At 39.3% G+C, this 14514-nt stretch carries 13 protein-coding genes; 2 read left to right on the top strand and 11 right to left on the bottom strand.

Translation table 11 applies throughout. The features are described 5' to 3' along the window. Positions 1-92 precede the first annotated feature (92 nt). From VB693_RS14460 to VB693_RS14415, 10 genes are all read right to left on the bottom strand, one after another. Positions 93-1565 (bottom strand): hypothetical protein, encoded by a 1473-nt coding sequence (locus VB693_RS14460; RefSeq protein WP_323266862.1) that lies wholly within the window; start codon positions 1563-1565, stop codon positions 93-95. Further along, the gene (locus tag VB693_RS14455) at positions 1562-2278 is read right to left on the bottom strand and encodes a hypothetical protein (RefSeq protein WP_323266861.1); all 717 of its coding nucleotides are present in this window, start codon (positions 2276-2278) and stop codon (positions 1562-1564) included. The genes VB693_RS14460 and VB693_RS14455 overlap by 4 nt, the downstream gene beginning before the upstream one ends. Continuing rightward, the gene (locus tag VB693_RS14450; RefSeq protein ID WP_323266860.1) at positions 2278-3288 is read right to left on the bottom strand and encodes a hypothetical protein; all 1011 of its coding nucleotides are present in this window, start codon (positions 3286-3288) and stop codon (positions 2278-2280) included. Before VB693_RS14450 ends, VB693_RS14455 begins: the two co-directional genes overlap by 1 nt. A 136-nt stretch (positions 3289-3424) precedes the next feature. Further along, positions 3425-4183 (bottom strand): hypothetical protein, encoded by a 759-nt coding sequence (locus VB693_RS14445; protein WP_323266859.1) that lies wholly within the window; start codon positions 4181-4183, stop codon positions 3425-3427. A gap of 7 nt (positions 4184-4190) precedes the next feature. Further along, the gene (locus VB693_RS14440; protein WP_323266858.1) at positions 4191-4733 is read right to left on the bottom strand and encodes a hypothetical protein; all 543 of its coding nucleotides are present in this window, start codon (positions 4731-4733) and stop codon (positions 4191-4193) included. Continuing rightward, positions 4730-7474, bottom strand: coding sequence for a helicase HerA domain-containing protein (locus VB693_RS14435; RefSeq protein ID WP_323266857.1), 2745 nt, complete (start codon positions 7472-7474; stop codon positions 4730-4732). The genes VB693_RS14440 and VB693_RS14435 overlap by 4 nt, the downstream gene beginning before the upstream one ends. Beyond that, a complete protein-coding gene (locus VB693_RS14430) occupies positions 7465-7794 on the bottom strand; it encodes a hypothetical protein (RefSeq protein ID WP_323266856.1) in 330 nt (109 codons plus the stop codon). The genes VB693_RS14435 and VB693_RS14430 overlap by 10 nt, the downstream gene beginning before the upstream one ends. Next, a complete protein-coding gene (locus tag VB693_RS14425; RefSeq protein ID WP_323266855.1) occupies positions 7795-8208 on the bottom strand; it encodes a hypothetical protein in 414 nt (137 codons plus the stop codon). 34 nt (positions 8209-8242) lie between these two features. Continuing rightward, complete coding sequence (locus VB693_RS14420) at positions 8243-8728, bottom strand: hypothetical protein (protein WP_323266854.1); 486 nt, start codon at positions 8726-8728, stop codon at positions 8243-8245. 954 nt (positions 8729-9682) lie between these two features. Continuing rightward, a complete protein-coding gene (locus tag VB693_RS14415; RefSeq protein ID WP_323266853.1) occupies positions 9683-10885 on the bottom strand; it encodes an AIPR family protein in 1203 nt (400 codons plus the stop codon). A 201-nt stretch (positions 10886-11086) separates the two neighbouring features. Here VB693_RS14415 and VB693_RS14410 point away from each other — a divergent pair, with 201 nt between their 5' ends. Together VB693_RS14410 and VB693_RS14405 are read left to right on the top strand one after the other, a co-directional pair. Continuing rightward, positions 11087-12175 (top strand): AAA family ATPase, encoded by a 1089-nt coding sequence (locus VB693_RS14410; RefSeq protein ID WP_237996705.1) that lies wholly within the window; start codon positions 11087-11089, stop codon positions 12173-12175. Further along, the gene (locus VB693_RS14405; protein WP_323266852.1) at positions 12172-12822 is read left to right on the top strand and encodes a DUF4276 family protein; all 651 of its coding nucleotides are present in this window, start codon (positions 12172-12174) and stop codon (positions 12820-12822) included. Before VB693_RS14410 ends, VB693_RS14405 begins: the two co-directional genes overlap by 4 nt. A gap of 328 nt (positions 12823-13150) precedes the next feature. On the opposite strand, the gene VB693_RS14400 is transcribed toward VB693_RS14405, so the two are convergent. Next, positions 13151-14422: a pyridoxal phosphate-dependent aminotransferase family protein gene (locus tag VB693_RS14400; protein ID WP_323266851.1), complete on the bottom strand. Its 1272-nt coding sequence runs from the start codon at positions 14420-14422 to the stop codon at positions 13151-13153. Between the last annotated feature and the right edge of the window lie 92 nt (positions 14423-14514).

The raw sequence follows: 14514 nt of genomic DNA, 5'->3' as shown, positions 1-14514 counted from the left end.
ACCTGAAAATCGTAGTGTGCGAAACACTTAGTCGGGTAAACTCTGGGCTTTAAAAGCCCCCACCATATTGCTTGCAATTGGTGGTGGGTTGTTTACAAATTAATAGTTTGATTAACAAATATTTGTACCTGCTTTCCAGCTTCAATTACAAACACTTTATCTGCTGATTGAAGTTGCTCAACTCGTTGCTGATTCTTGGTTTGTATTCCTCGAACTATTTCACTTATTGTTCCTTCTGTAAACCCTGCTAATACATCTTTATTTTCGTTACTAATTGTGCTAGATGAAAAGCCATTTGAATTAGTAGTGACTTGACTATTAGGACGATTTTGAATTTCCGCCGCTTTCGTTACTCCACTTAATACTGCTGAGAAAAGTGTCTCTCCTAAATCTCCTCCTTGACGAGATTCTGCTTTCAACAGCTTGCCATTTTTCGCTAATATCAAAACTGTGCCTTCAGGTATACTTTTCTCTTCTGTTTCACCATTATTATTGACTAGTGCTGCTACAGCTTGTAATTGAATATATTCTGATTGACTAGCTCCCTTCATTTGCACCACAATATAGGAATCTTTAGGTAATACTTCACTGCCAGTAGATGTTTTTAATGGTTTTGTTAATCTAATCAAATAACTTAAGGATTGATTTTCAGTATTATTACTCCAAACAATAGGAGTCTCTAACTTCCCTTCGGCGCGAGTGCCTACTAAAACACGCGCTTGACCATAATTTGTATTTTCTTCTTGATTTTTTGGTATTTGTTTATCTAGTTTGGGTTTCCCTATTCCACCCTTTATTTCTTCTGCACTTTCTAACTTTTCTGCTGGTAACTCTACTGTATTTGCACCAAAGCTACCCACATTCGCTACAGCTAACCATTGCTCCATCGGCTCTACCTTCGTCGCTTTGACTGTAGTTGTTGCATTTTTATGTGATAAGGCTTGAATTTGCGGTCTTGGTTGACGTTGAACTGGTAACGCTTGACGTTGCACTGGTAGTGGTTGACTCTGCCTCACTGGTGGTGTCTGTCTGCTTAAAACTTGTCTTCTTACTGGTACAGGTGTTGTAGGTGTAGTTGAAACTGCTACAGGGGTTTGGTTAGGTGTCGGTGTCGGCGTAGTTTCTGGTACTGCTTTCAAATCCCTGACTTTTTTAAAGTCAGAACTTTGACTGGTCAAGGCCAACGCTGTTTTATCTTTCCCTGTTTCATCAATTGCTAGTTGTTTTTCTACTTCTTGAACGTTCTGTTTTGGTTCAATTTTAGTAGTAGACAATTTCAAAGCGTTCATCGACCCGTTGATTACTCCTCCTATCAACATGACAAACATCAGAATTACCCCTCCAATTACAATCACTTTCAATAAGGGATTCTGTGAAACTGTCCGAGTCGTTACTACTTCTTCTGGTTCAGGAATTTCTTTGGCAATTTCTTCATCTGACGATTCAATGTTAATTCTTAAATCTTTCACCCCATTCATCGCTGCAAAGTTTTTACGCTCTTGACTTTCTCCTCCGTTACTTTCAGTTATTTCTGTTTCTATTTCTGGTTTTTCTGTTATCATCATCTGCCTAAATCTAAATCTTGAATTTTATATATTTCTAATCCAGCTTTGCGAATCCTATATGCTGTTTTTTCCAATTCAGAAGCAGTTCTAGATAAGCTCGGTGTATCTATTGCTCTCACGAAAATTGTTTTATTAAATTTTATTGGTTCACCCAACATATTACTATTATTAAAAATAATTAGGTCGGCAACCATATCTATAGTCCATTTTCCATTTCTCAGTTTTTTCGGTTCACTCAAAAAGTTAATTTTCAGCAAAGATTGAGTCGAACCGTTGAAAACATCTGGTGGAGTAAAATTTGCTAACTCTTGAAGAAATGAAACGCGAAAATCTTCTGATAATGCAAATCCTGTCACCCAAGTTTTGGTGGTGATTTTGTTCCCTCCTGCTTGCACTCCTACATCTAGTTTTAGTTTCTTCAGGGGATAGGATTCATCATTAGGCGGCACAGCATTCCAACTTAACAATCCTGTCATTGTCTGCCCTACGAAATATGCAATTGCCTCTGCCGATCTCTCGTCACTGCTAATTGGTGATACTCTTATCGATTCCCCATCACTTAACTCAACTAAAGTTGGTACTTTTGAGTTAGCTATATTTCCTAAGCTAAAAAAGTTAATCAACTGTATCAACAGTGTTAACGTTAGTATAATTGCATTCCCCATTAAGAAAATAGGGGTCAGGTTTAATTCTTTCTTTTCTAGTAATCGCATTATCTTATTACCGTTGCTAGTGCCGATATAGAAAAGTTTATTCCACTAGTAAAAGCTTTAAATACCGACATCCCTGTTCCTGTCCCTATCGCTACTGCCAGTGCTGGTGAAAATATTGCTTGCAGTAGTTGCATCAATAATAGGCTTGATGAAGGTTGATTAACAATTGAGCCAGCTATTATTCCTACTGTGATTGAATATGAAATCAGCACTAATGTTAATCCTAACCATCCAGATAGCCAAGCATATATAGGTTTAGCTCCAAAAGGTAAAAATGATAAAACTAGAAATATAGGTGCTACATAAACTGTTAATAAAAAAGACATCTGTAAAATATATTGAAATCCTGCTGATAATCCCATCAGGATTGCAAATATTGTCCCTTGTACAACTTTATTAATTATCTGTCCTCCCATATCCAGAGGATTCCAAGTCACATTAATCCCAAATATTCCTTTATCTTTTTTAGTCGCTTGTGCCTGTTTTTGAGCTTCGTAAATTTTCTCATCAATACATTTTTGACGTGGATTTGTCTTATTTCCTTGAGCATCCGTTTCTGATGTTGGTAAAGTATCACATTTAGCAATTTCAGTTTGTGCAGCAGCAATAAATGTTTGATCTGTATTTACACTCCTTATAGCGTCTTTCAGTGTGATTCCGTTTCTAGTAATCGACAGAATACTACTATTTAAATTAACTGTTACATTCCTTAATGCTAATGATGTATTAGCTAGCATTGCTCCATTATTAGAAAGCATCAAAATTACTAGCAGTGGGAAAACCATTTCACTTACTACATTCTGTGAAAAACCTTCATCGCTAATCTGTCTGTACCATCCCAATGACCAAAAACTCACTAGGAAGATTGCTATTAACATCGATACTGATACCACTGCTGTATAAATTGGGCTTTGTCCTGCGGCTAAATCTTTCCAATCTTGCTCAAACGCATTCATTACTAAGTCTGAGCCTATTTGTGCGCCTTTTACTATTCCACCAGTTAAAGACATAATTCACCCTTGTTTTTATTCTGACCAGAAGAGGCAGGGAGCAGGACTTGTACCAACAACAATCAATGTGCAATCTGCAATATTCTCGGTCAATCTACAATCTGCCCTCAGCAATCTGCAATCGCTTGACTTCTATTCACTGTTTTTTCCAAAAGGAATCTAATGCCGATCCGGCACGTAATATTTCTCTGGATGCTGCTGATGATTCTGCTTGTCTTCTTTTCTCTTCTAGACTCATTTGTTCTGATATATCAGCTAGATTCATATTTGTTGTTGCTAGCAGTTGTGTTTGCTTTTGGGACTCTTGATGAACTGATTTTGTTAGCATAGCTGTTTGCAAATTCTGTACAGCCATTTTTTTGAGAATATCTTGCGTTACAACATCGTATTGAGCTGCATCTGCTTGTTTTAATGAATCGCTGACAGCCGTATTAGTAATTTGCATTTCTTCTGCCTGATTTTTTTGCCCCTCTGCTCCTAAAACTGCCTGCGATTGGGCGCGAGTATATGTCTGATGTACATCTAGTTTCGCCTGTTTTCCTTTCACTTGTGGACTAGTATCGATTAAATCTGTATCCTCTTGTTCTGAAACTGCATCATTCACTTGTTCCCCAGTTTTTATCGGGTCTTTTTGTCCTTTTTTGATTGCTTTATCTATGGCTTTCGCTAGTTCAGTGTTGATACTCCCCCATTTGATACTGATTTTTTGAAAATCAATATCAACGTATTTTTTTGCCGTTTTTAAATGTTCTTGTCCTTTGATATATAAGTCCAATGTTTTTTCCAATAAAGTTTTTTTGGGATTATTAACTGGATTTACTACCTCCACATCTGAACTTGCTTCTACTTCCATCGTATCTACTACAATATCTTGGTTTGATGCTTCGGCTTTCACGGGGATGCTACTTAAAGATATCTGCGCCACCAAAAAGGTTACCAAAATCAACTTGATATTTTTCATACAAATCCTCCAACTTTACTGTAAAGGGTGTTTTTGAGCAATATGAAGAAACTAATGCTTCCTTTTTAACCATATCTACAGATATAGCTTTTACTTCTAAAGGGTTTGGTGGAGTATCACCCACTTTAGACAAAGATTTAAATAGTGGACTATCATAATTATCTACATTAGGAGGTATTAGATAATCTGGTTTGATTTTTATTAATAAATAACTTGAGTCTTTTGCAAATGCAGTATTGATTCCTGGTTGTTTCAAAGCTGGACTCTTTATATTGTTGTATATGAAACGGTGAAGGCTAGGATTATAGTTAATTGATACCTGCGCCAGAGAAAAACCTACTTCACACGTTTTCTCTTTTCCAGCAATAAACTTCTCATATTCAAGTTTGTGATGCTGCCAGACTTGAAAACTTCCTATTGATGTCACCCCTGCCAGTATCGCTAACAAGATTTTGTTTTGAATGAGCATGGATAGGCTTTTCATAGCGGCTTTCCTTGTTGTATACATTCGGCATAATACTTAGAAAATTCTGCCACCCATTCAAACTTATTTTTGTAGATTTCTTTAAATTCATCTCGCTTGGCTTGTTCCTCTCGACTGTTGGCAACCAATGCCAGCAGGGGATAGGACGGATAATAACGACACCTGATATATTTGTTGTTATAATCCAACAGCCACATTGTGTATAGTTGTTGAATATTTGGTGCAAAAGTTTCGTTTTTATCAATAATTTCTTTGGGAATCCCCAGTATTTCACAAAAGCTTTTCGCTGCCCCTGGAACGATTTTTCCCATCAATCTCAATGGCATATTTTGTAATATTTGCTCCCCTGCCTCCGATTTAGCAATTGATATCACATCCTGGGCTGCCAGAATAATCCGACATCCTGATTTCCTTGCCGTCGCGCATTTTCGCCCTACTAATCTTGACAACGCCGGAAAGCGTAGTAATACAGAAGCTTCATCCATGAAAAATACGCTGTTGGGTGAAGCTAATGTTTGTCTTGACGCTGCAATGTATGCCGACATCCCAAATACTTCGGCATCTTTACTCGATTGCAAATTTGTCAGGGCAAAGGTAATTAATTTGGCATCTGTTTCAAATGTTGATGGCTTACATATTGCATCCCCTATTGAACTTGACCGCCAATACTGAAGCCGCAGCCTGATATAATTCAATGCTCTATCTACGTTTTCATCTTCATACCCCAAGCTAATCTGTTCTGTACAGAAGAATTTTTCCATATCTACCAATGTGGGGGTATTCTCCCAAGCCGCAGAACCCAATCCTCCTTTCTTGGCTTCTGTAAATCGGCGTTGAATTTCCACATCCTCGTAAAAGGCTTTTACTCCCAATGGAATCAGGGATTCGATTGTTTGTGCCAAAAAACCATCAAATGATTGCGTACCCAACACCAACTGAAGCACAATCAGATTCACATCGTTTCTGTGGGCTTTTACTCTTTCTTCCCTTTGTTCAGAGGGGATTTTTGATAGGTCTAGTGGCTGTACTAAGTTGTTCGACTCTCTGGCAATATCAAAGTAAAATCCCTTGTAATACGGCGTAAAATCTCCGAATGTTCCTGAACCATCATCATTCGGTAAATCAATCATTAATATTGAATATCCCAAGGCTAAACATTCCGCAATGATGGAGGACACTAATACTGATTTCCCTGAACCTGTTGTACCGATTACCATCATGTTTTTCGTTGTGCTTAAATCGATACTTACGCCTGAGTGTCCCTCGTCAGCAATCAATTCAAATCCTTGTTTATCGTTTGAGGCTATTTGCACCGCCGGTGTTAACCCAATGATTTCACTGGCGAAAAATGCTACTCTTCTGTTGAAAGGGTTTGTTAGTTGCGGTCTTTGCCTTAACAACAAAGTTTCTAGCCAAATCAACCAACTATACTGCCTCTCACGCGTCAATTCCGTTGGTTGATTCACATACCCCGAAATTAATCTACAAGCATCCTCAATTTCTTCTGGTGTATCCCGATAAATCAAGACTATCAATGCCACATTTAGCGGTACATCACCTGTATATAGCTGCTTCTGAGCATTTACTGACCATTCTGTATTTATCTGTGATGCTACGTCTATCGTTTTTTTCGCAGCACTCATCTCTGCATTTCGGGATCTCCTCGTAATTAGCTGCTGGGTTAGCCGCACCATTTTCTGGTCGGCTGGACTCATCTCTGTGATAATTTCAAGATCATGAATGTTGTCCCTTGCAAATATCTCCCACATAAACCTCACTTGATGCTCTGTAGAAGCAAATGCTTCTGGTTTTTGGCTTAAGGTCATTACCCCAACATATTTACCCTTAGCGTTCTTTCCATTTGGCAGACATACCCACTGCCTATCTGCGTAGGGTATACCATTATTCAACAGCACGGAGGTGATATGAGCATTGTCTTTGTACTGTTCTGCTCTTGGTAGAGCTTCATGAAATTCTTCTGTTAAACCTTGCTCATCAAATACCAGAGTATGAGGTACTTTTACTGGTTTTGCTCCTACTAAATATGCTAATTCTTTCCACAATTGTTTCTCTGTTTTTGGGGCTGGGCTTAAACCCATTCCCGCTAAAATCTGCTGATACCTCAGAGAAATGTTTATGGCTTTTTCCAGGATTTGTGTCAGGTTTTTTCTGGTTATTTCTGTTGCACCTGTAGAAGTAAACCTTCTTTGTAAGAAATTTGATAGCTTTACTATTGCTCTATCTACTGCATCCCCTGCTTCTGTTCCTCCTGGTTTCACTGTAAATGTTGTATACACATTCAGGGCAATATTTTTGCGTTTTTTCTCTCTTGTTAGTTCTTGTAGTCTCGCCAGACATCCCCAATCCAAAAACTCACTTTCATCATTTACTGGATTGCTTAAACGCTCTCGAAAACGCTCGGTTACTTCTTCTTCATTACAAAATGAACTCCATCTAAATGTAAATCTTTCTCCTTGGGGAATTTCTTTACACCCATTCTCAAATGCGCTGCCTATTGCTTCTACTTGCTCTGATGAGTTGAACAATGGGTGAATGCCTCTACAACTATACCCAAACACCAACTGCAATGTACTATCCGTGTCTCCTACTTGCTTTTTACTTAGCAAGTAAGCTCCTATTGTATATCCTCCCTTTTTCAACCTCACTAAACTTGTTATATCCAGTTGGTCTTCAAAAGGATTTAGTTTTTTATTTGGCGCGTTTGTCTTTTTTAGTGCCATAATCTGACTTTTCTCGACCCTACTTTTTTCTTCTCTATGGCTGAATAATACTTGATATATCCTCGTGTCCACATTGGTACACCAGGAAATATCCTTGACCAGAATAGATAAGGTTTTTTGCCCGATAAACTTATGGTTGTTGCACTAAACCATAACCCAATTAGTATGCTCCATATCATTCCTATTCCCAATAGAAATGCCAAGAAGAATCCGCACCCAAATGAGGCTATGGCAATCGCAAATTGGAATCCTGTCAAGACTCCAATCGCTGCATTTTTTCCTAATGATTGATTTACTGGCTTAATTTCTTTCTGTTTCATTTAACAAGCTGCTGTCACGCCATTAAATAAGATATTTTGCGCTATGAACAGCACCAGCGTAATAAAAAATATCCCGATGGGTTGTTGCACCATTTGGGTTACTTCTTGTCCTTCTCCTAAGGAGTTTGCTACTTTCACTCCAGACGCTACAAAATACACAAATAGCATTACTGTTATTGCTGCATTTATCACCCCTGGTAACGCAGCTATTGCCGGATTTCCTGTCCCTGCCGATGTCCCACCAAACATACACGTCAGTGCTACTTGGGCAGGACTGAATAGCCCAAAGGCATTGGCTGGCATTGCTTGCAGTCCGATAATTACCGTTGTTCCTGTCGCATATATTTGATGCTGATATTTCCGTCCTAGTCTCCCTACAATTCTTGCCAATGTCTGAACTTCTTTCTTATCCACTTTGATTCCTCCTTCTTCTCTTGCTGATCATTTTTCAACCATTCTCTACCTGAAGTCTGGCGGATATATTCTTACTTCTTCCCTCAGCAGCTTTTTGCTTTTCTAAAGCTCTTTTTTTAAAATCATCCTCTATTTCTTCTAATGTATGCTCCCTCGCTAGTGTCCGAATTTGTTGTAGTGCCGGAACATGATATTCGTATAGTTTTGCATAACCATTTATCCCCCCTGTTCTTCTATTATTGAACTTCTTAAACTCTGGGAGATATTTACGCGCTATATTCAAATACGCATATAGTTGCCTTGCACTAACCTGTGGCTTCATCATCGCCGCTACTTGTGGTCTTGTTAGTTCTTCATATTGGCAGATTAGCCCTCCTGTTTCCATTCTTTCTGCATCTCTTAGAACTTCACTGCATATAAAAATACCCTCTCTCCGTTGCACAGGAAAGGGGCATTTGCTCATTATTTCTAAAAAAATGTTTAAGAGCAAGACTTTGGCTGTTTGCCCTGATTTGACCATTTTTCGTCTAGAAGATAACAAGCTACAAGCACGACGTTTTGAGGATTTCGATGTTTTTTTCCCTGCCTAAACCAACAACGAACTGTGTAATCACTTTCGTATCCGAGGGCAGATGCAAGTTCTTGATAGGTCAGTTTCCACTTTTTCTTAAATTCTATTGGGTGCATAGTATTTATTTGGATACTTGCATATTAATTAGTTTATTTATAACATGAAACATTAATAAAATCATAAATATTTTACAGTTTTATACATAAAATATTCAAGACTAAATATTATTTTTACCAGTTATACTTATGTAGTACAATAATGATTGTATCGATTTATCTTAACAAGAATGGCATATATATATGCTCACTTTTACTAATTTTCAATCACAATTTTCCAACTAATAAAGATAAAAAAATATGACATTATTAACCAACAGACTAACGCCAACTCCTGAACAAATCAACGATTGGCTTCAATCCCCTCGAATCAAGCAGTGGCTTAAAAAACTTCCAATGGGTATCACCGATGATCTCAAAATAGAAGCTGTCATTTCCAATTCGCAATTCGCAATTATTACCCCACACCTAAAGGTGGGGGCTTGAGTATTGATAAGCTGTTCCACATTTAACTTGCATTATTAGGGCAGGCAAGATGCCTACCCCACAAGACTTTTTGCATTGTACTATCAACATAGTCTATATACAAACAAGATGTATGGATGCCAGCAAGTATTGCTTTCTCCAAATGAGGAATTAAAAGCAATATTAGAGTTCATTTGCTCTGAATCAAATAAACTAACCAACTGTGCAATTTACTATGGCAGACAGATTTGGTATTTAATTGATAACTTACCCAGGGAGCAAGGGGGAAAACTGAGACAGAGCTTGTACTCCGCCCCAGTAAAAACGCCCGCTTATGGGCGGGGCTTGCTTGATTCTTCAAAACTTACTGCCGAGCTAGACATTAATTTGCCAACCTCAGTTCTTCACGCTTGTTGCTTGAGTTCACCATCTTCATCAAGTGCTGATTGAGATAGCTTTGAGCCGAGACGTAGAGACTGTCCCAAATCTCTGGATTGCGACAGATTTTGCTTCCTACTGTATTAAGAGCCAATTTCTCAGACACCAAGTATTTTTTGTAATAGTTTGTCCACAAATGTTGTACAAAATCCTCAGCAAACTCATCGAAAGGTATTATCCAGTTGTACTGTTCATCCAAAAACACCCGGTAGGCAGCAACAATGGGCATAGCAATATCCGCCGGCGCACTAAACCCAAAAGAATATCGACTGTCAGGCAGAAGCGTATTTTTGCGTGTATCTATTGATGCCAAGTCATTCACTCCCTTTCTTCTGGGGTTTGTGATATGCTCCTGAATAATTTCAAATACTCTTTGCTCAAGCCATAAAGCTTTGGGTAGCAGAGGTAACAAAAGAGTCAATCTTTCTCTTTCCGCATCACTTAAGCTTGGTGTGTTGCTCACAGGAGGATGTTTGGTTCTCTTGTTAGATTCAGGATTATATCTGTTTCTGTCCAGGCAGTTCATCAATTTGATTAAATGATTCACATTGCACTGGGGACTTTTGGGCGCACCGGTTTGGTTTTGATAGTACGCGATGCGGAATTTTGTTTCTTCCTCTCGTTCCAGTTTGGCTAAAAACTGCTTGACAAATTTGTAATCTCCCCTGGCGTTCACTTTAGAACGTGCATCCACCGGGGCCGTTGTATTTGATGCCAATGCTATATCTTTGGCTTCTTCTTCCGTTAGTCCAATGTGGATGGTCACTTTGACCCTAGCTTCGGTTAGGTCATATTTATAATTTCTCGCTTGCTCAAACGCTAAAACTGTATGCCCTCCATTAATAATCCCGTCACTGCCACCCTCACACGCTTCTAATACCTCTAGTTCTAGTTCAGTTTTGTTTTTGGTGGGTTTAACCTTGTTGGCACACAGCACAATTCCACTGTGACGCTCAAAGAATTTTTCTGGTTGAGTCGTCACTGAGTCAAATATTTGTCTGTATGTCGCACTTTTCTTGTTCGGTTCTCTAATGTTGGGTTCTAAAGGTAAGTCTGTTGGGAAAGTATCTACATGGACGGTAGCAATCATGCAGTGGTTGTTCGCACTGACATAGTTGTCTATTTTCAACCGATAAATTTTTGGCATATTTTGTTTTTAAACAGCATACACAATTATAGTCAACTACCTACACTGACCTGAGTACAAGATAGCGTGTAGGCTTGCAAGCTGATTCTTGCAACGTAAGAGATGACTAGCCCATGAGCTCCTTCAAGGTATTATTAGTAATAGCCTAACTAGGCTGATGAAAGCAGCAGATAAAAAGCCTGTCTATGAGGAGACTTTTCTATGACGGGGATGAACAGTGACAAACAACTGTCGAGAATAGTTTTAAAAGGCTTCAAGTCTATCGCCAAATGTGACCTTGAATTATCCAGACTTAACATTTTGATAGGCTCTAATGGGGCGGGGAAGTCTAATTTTATTGGCTTCTTCCGCATGGTTGGACAGTTGCTTGAGCAAAACCTGCAAGTGTTTGTTAGTCGTCAGGGCAGTCCTGATGCTTTATTGCATTTTGGGCGGAAAACAACGGAACAATTAGAGTGGCAGCTATACTTCGGCAATAATGGATACTTCGCTACCCTTGAACCAACCAAGGATAATCGCTTGATGTTTACTCAGGAATCCTTTTGGTGCAACATGAGTGGTGAGTATCAAATAGGTAGAGGTCATTTCGAGACAAAGGCTTTGACCAGCACAAGAACGGGAATTGATGAATCCGTTTTAGAAGCCATGCAGCAGTGGCGCGTTTATCATTTTCATGACACTAGTGAGAGTGCCTACATCAAACAGCCTCATGGAATCAATGACAATGCTTACCTACGTCCTGATGCACGTAACCTTGCATCCTTCCTCTATCTATTGCGCGACACCTACCCAGTAAATTATCAAAGAATTGTCAAAACCATTCGACTTGTTGCTCCATTCTTTGGTGACTTTTTTCTGCGTCCTGCTCCACAAAACAAGGAAATTATTGAGTTGGAATGGTTTGAGCGGGGGCAAGATATTCCTTTCAAGGCTCACTTGCTTTCGGATGGCACGCTGCGTTTTATCTGTCTAGCAACGGTTTTTCTACAACCTGAAGACCTCCTACCAGCAACAATTCTCGTTGATGAGCCAGAATTAGGACTTCATCCTTATGCTATTACCGTGCTGGCTTCTTTGATGCGTACTGCCTCCAAACAAGTGATTGTTTCTACTCAGTCCGTCGAGTTGCTCAACGAATTTGAAGCCAACGATGTCATTGTTGTAGACCGTAATGAAGGGACTTCCTGCCTTCGCAGGCTGAATCAGCAGGAATTAGAAGCTTGGCTATTGGATTATAGCTTGGGTGAGCTTTGGCTCAAAAACCTCCTGGGCGGGAGACCTACACGATGATTCGAGTCAATGTTTTCGTGGAAGGACAAACCGAAGAAACTTTTGTCAGAGAACTGCTCTACGGGTATTTTCTCTTCAAAAATATCTACCTCAATCCGATTCTCGTCAAAACCAGTTCCACTGGTAAAGGTGGTGTGGTGAGCTATGCCAAAATCAAGCCCCAATTAAATCGCAAGTGCCTGGAAGACAAAACGGCTGTCGTCACTACCATGTTTGATATGTATGCCTTGCCTAATGATTTTCCGGGGAGCAATTCCATACCCAAAACCAAGGACCCATTTCAGAAGGCTGAACATCTAGAACGGGAGATGGGCAAGGATGTTGGTCACAAAAATTTTATCCCGAATTTGCTGGTACATGAATTTGAAGGGCTGCTATACAGTCAGCCAGACGCTTTTGCCCTGTGGTTTGATGAAGGTGTGGTGAGTATTCTACAAGCTGAACGTCATGCTTTTCCTTCTCCTGAACATATTAATGATCATCCACAGAAAGCACCATCCAAACGAATTCGTAATTGTTGCAAGGGATATGACAAAGCACTACATGGTTCGCTGCTGGCAATAGATATTGGACTGGATACCATACGTCAGGAATGTCAACATTTTCACCAATGGTTATTACGTCTGGAAAATCTCATTTCCAGCTGACTGGATATGGGTTTGCAGACTAAGTGAAAAATTCTCAACGTAGTTTGTGGGTTTCTAGCTCCTTTTGTCCGCGAACCGACAAGGCGATCGCATCCAAAGTATCGTGTGTCCTAGGGAAAGGGTATTAATCGGAGTTTTTGTCGGATAAAAGATAAGGGTTACTTATTTTTTGTTCCAAGGGCGATCGCTGTCACTTTCAGCATAAGATGAGCAAACTGCTTAACTTACGCTTTCAAAGGGGCTTATTTTTCGTTGCAATGACATATTCAAGCAGCAGCCAAAGCAAAGTGAGTGCAGTGCAGATTGATATGAAAACTGCACATTAAACCTATTTTTGAAGAAGAACATCTCGTACTGCTATCATGGCAGCAACTAGAGTATCCATTTCTTCAAGAGTATGTAGGGCATTGACCACAATTCGGAGGCGAGGTTTAGCAATAAACCAAATAGGAGAGACCCAAATCCCGTAATCTTCCATAAGATGTTGAGCAAAGATTTTGGGGTTAATGTTGTTTGGCAGAACAACTGGGATGATATTTGTTTGTCCAAGAACATTGAATTCAAATTCCAAAAGACGCGAACGTAAGTAATCTGTATTTGCTTGTAAAGTTTTTACTAACTGAGGGTTTTGTCGTACCTGTCGAAAACTTTCTAAAGCTGCGGCGGTTAAGCTGGGTGCTAATGAAATAGTACCAGCACAAGGACGCGATATATCCAATAGTTCAATTAGTTCAGGAAATCTAGTGCTAATGGCTGCGCCGGCTGAAGCAGCAAACTTACTGAACGTAGTCATAATAATCGGCTCAATGCCCAGGGTTACTGCTTGATGTGGCTCAATATTAAAATGCTCGTAAATTCCACGACCAGTAGCACCGATAGCACCGCTTGCATGTGCCTCATCTAATACTAAAACCGAACCTTCATAATTTTGTAGTACTGCAAGCATATCAGGTAGAGGAGCAATATCCCCATCCATTGAAAATACAGCATCGGAGACTACCATAATACGTTCATGAGAATGAGCATAGCGGTGAAGTTTACTAGCCAAGTCATCTACATTACAGTGACGATAAGGCTTGACTTTAACTTTAGGGCTACGACTAAAAAATTGACCAGAACTGCTATGACTAGCATTGACTATAGCTGCGGTAATACAATCATGGTTTAGTACATCTGTCAGAATTAATGTTTCTTGAGTATGCTCAAACCCAGGAATAGGCATAGATAAGTGGCAAAAGCTATCCATTAAAGCTTGCATTGCCATCCAAGCGTTTAAAAAAAGTTGGGTGTGGGGCAGCCCTTTAAAACTAGAAATTTCTTGTTCTAGTAAGGTATGAAGATGAATGCGACCACTTAATACAGAGCATGAACTGTTAGATGTTCCATACTCGACAATGGCTTCAATAGCAGTACGGCGAACTAATTCTGATTGCGTTAAACCTAAAATATCGTTAGTACAAAATGTTAAAACTTTTCTTTGCTCTTGATTGAACTGGTTTTCAATTTCAACCAAATTACCATTTTTGTAATTGACAGTGTACTTTTCGGGATAAAATCCACTATCTCGCAGAGATTTTAGATAATTCTGAATAATTTCCATGCAATCACTGGACAGTTACTTTGCCCAAGATTTGTAAACATTTCTAACAATTCAGGTCAGCACTAAGATTTATAAGCATTTTAGCGACAAGC

The organism is Anabaena sp. UHCC 0399, assembly GCF_034931465.1.
GTDB classification, from domain to species: domain Bacteria; phylum Cyanobacteriota; class Cyanobacteriia; order Cyanobacteriales; family Nostocaceae; genus Trichormus; species Trichormus minutissimus.
The sequence above is the reverse complement of the archived record's forward strand: the minus strand, read 5'-3'. Positions and strand labels throughout refer to the sequence as shown.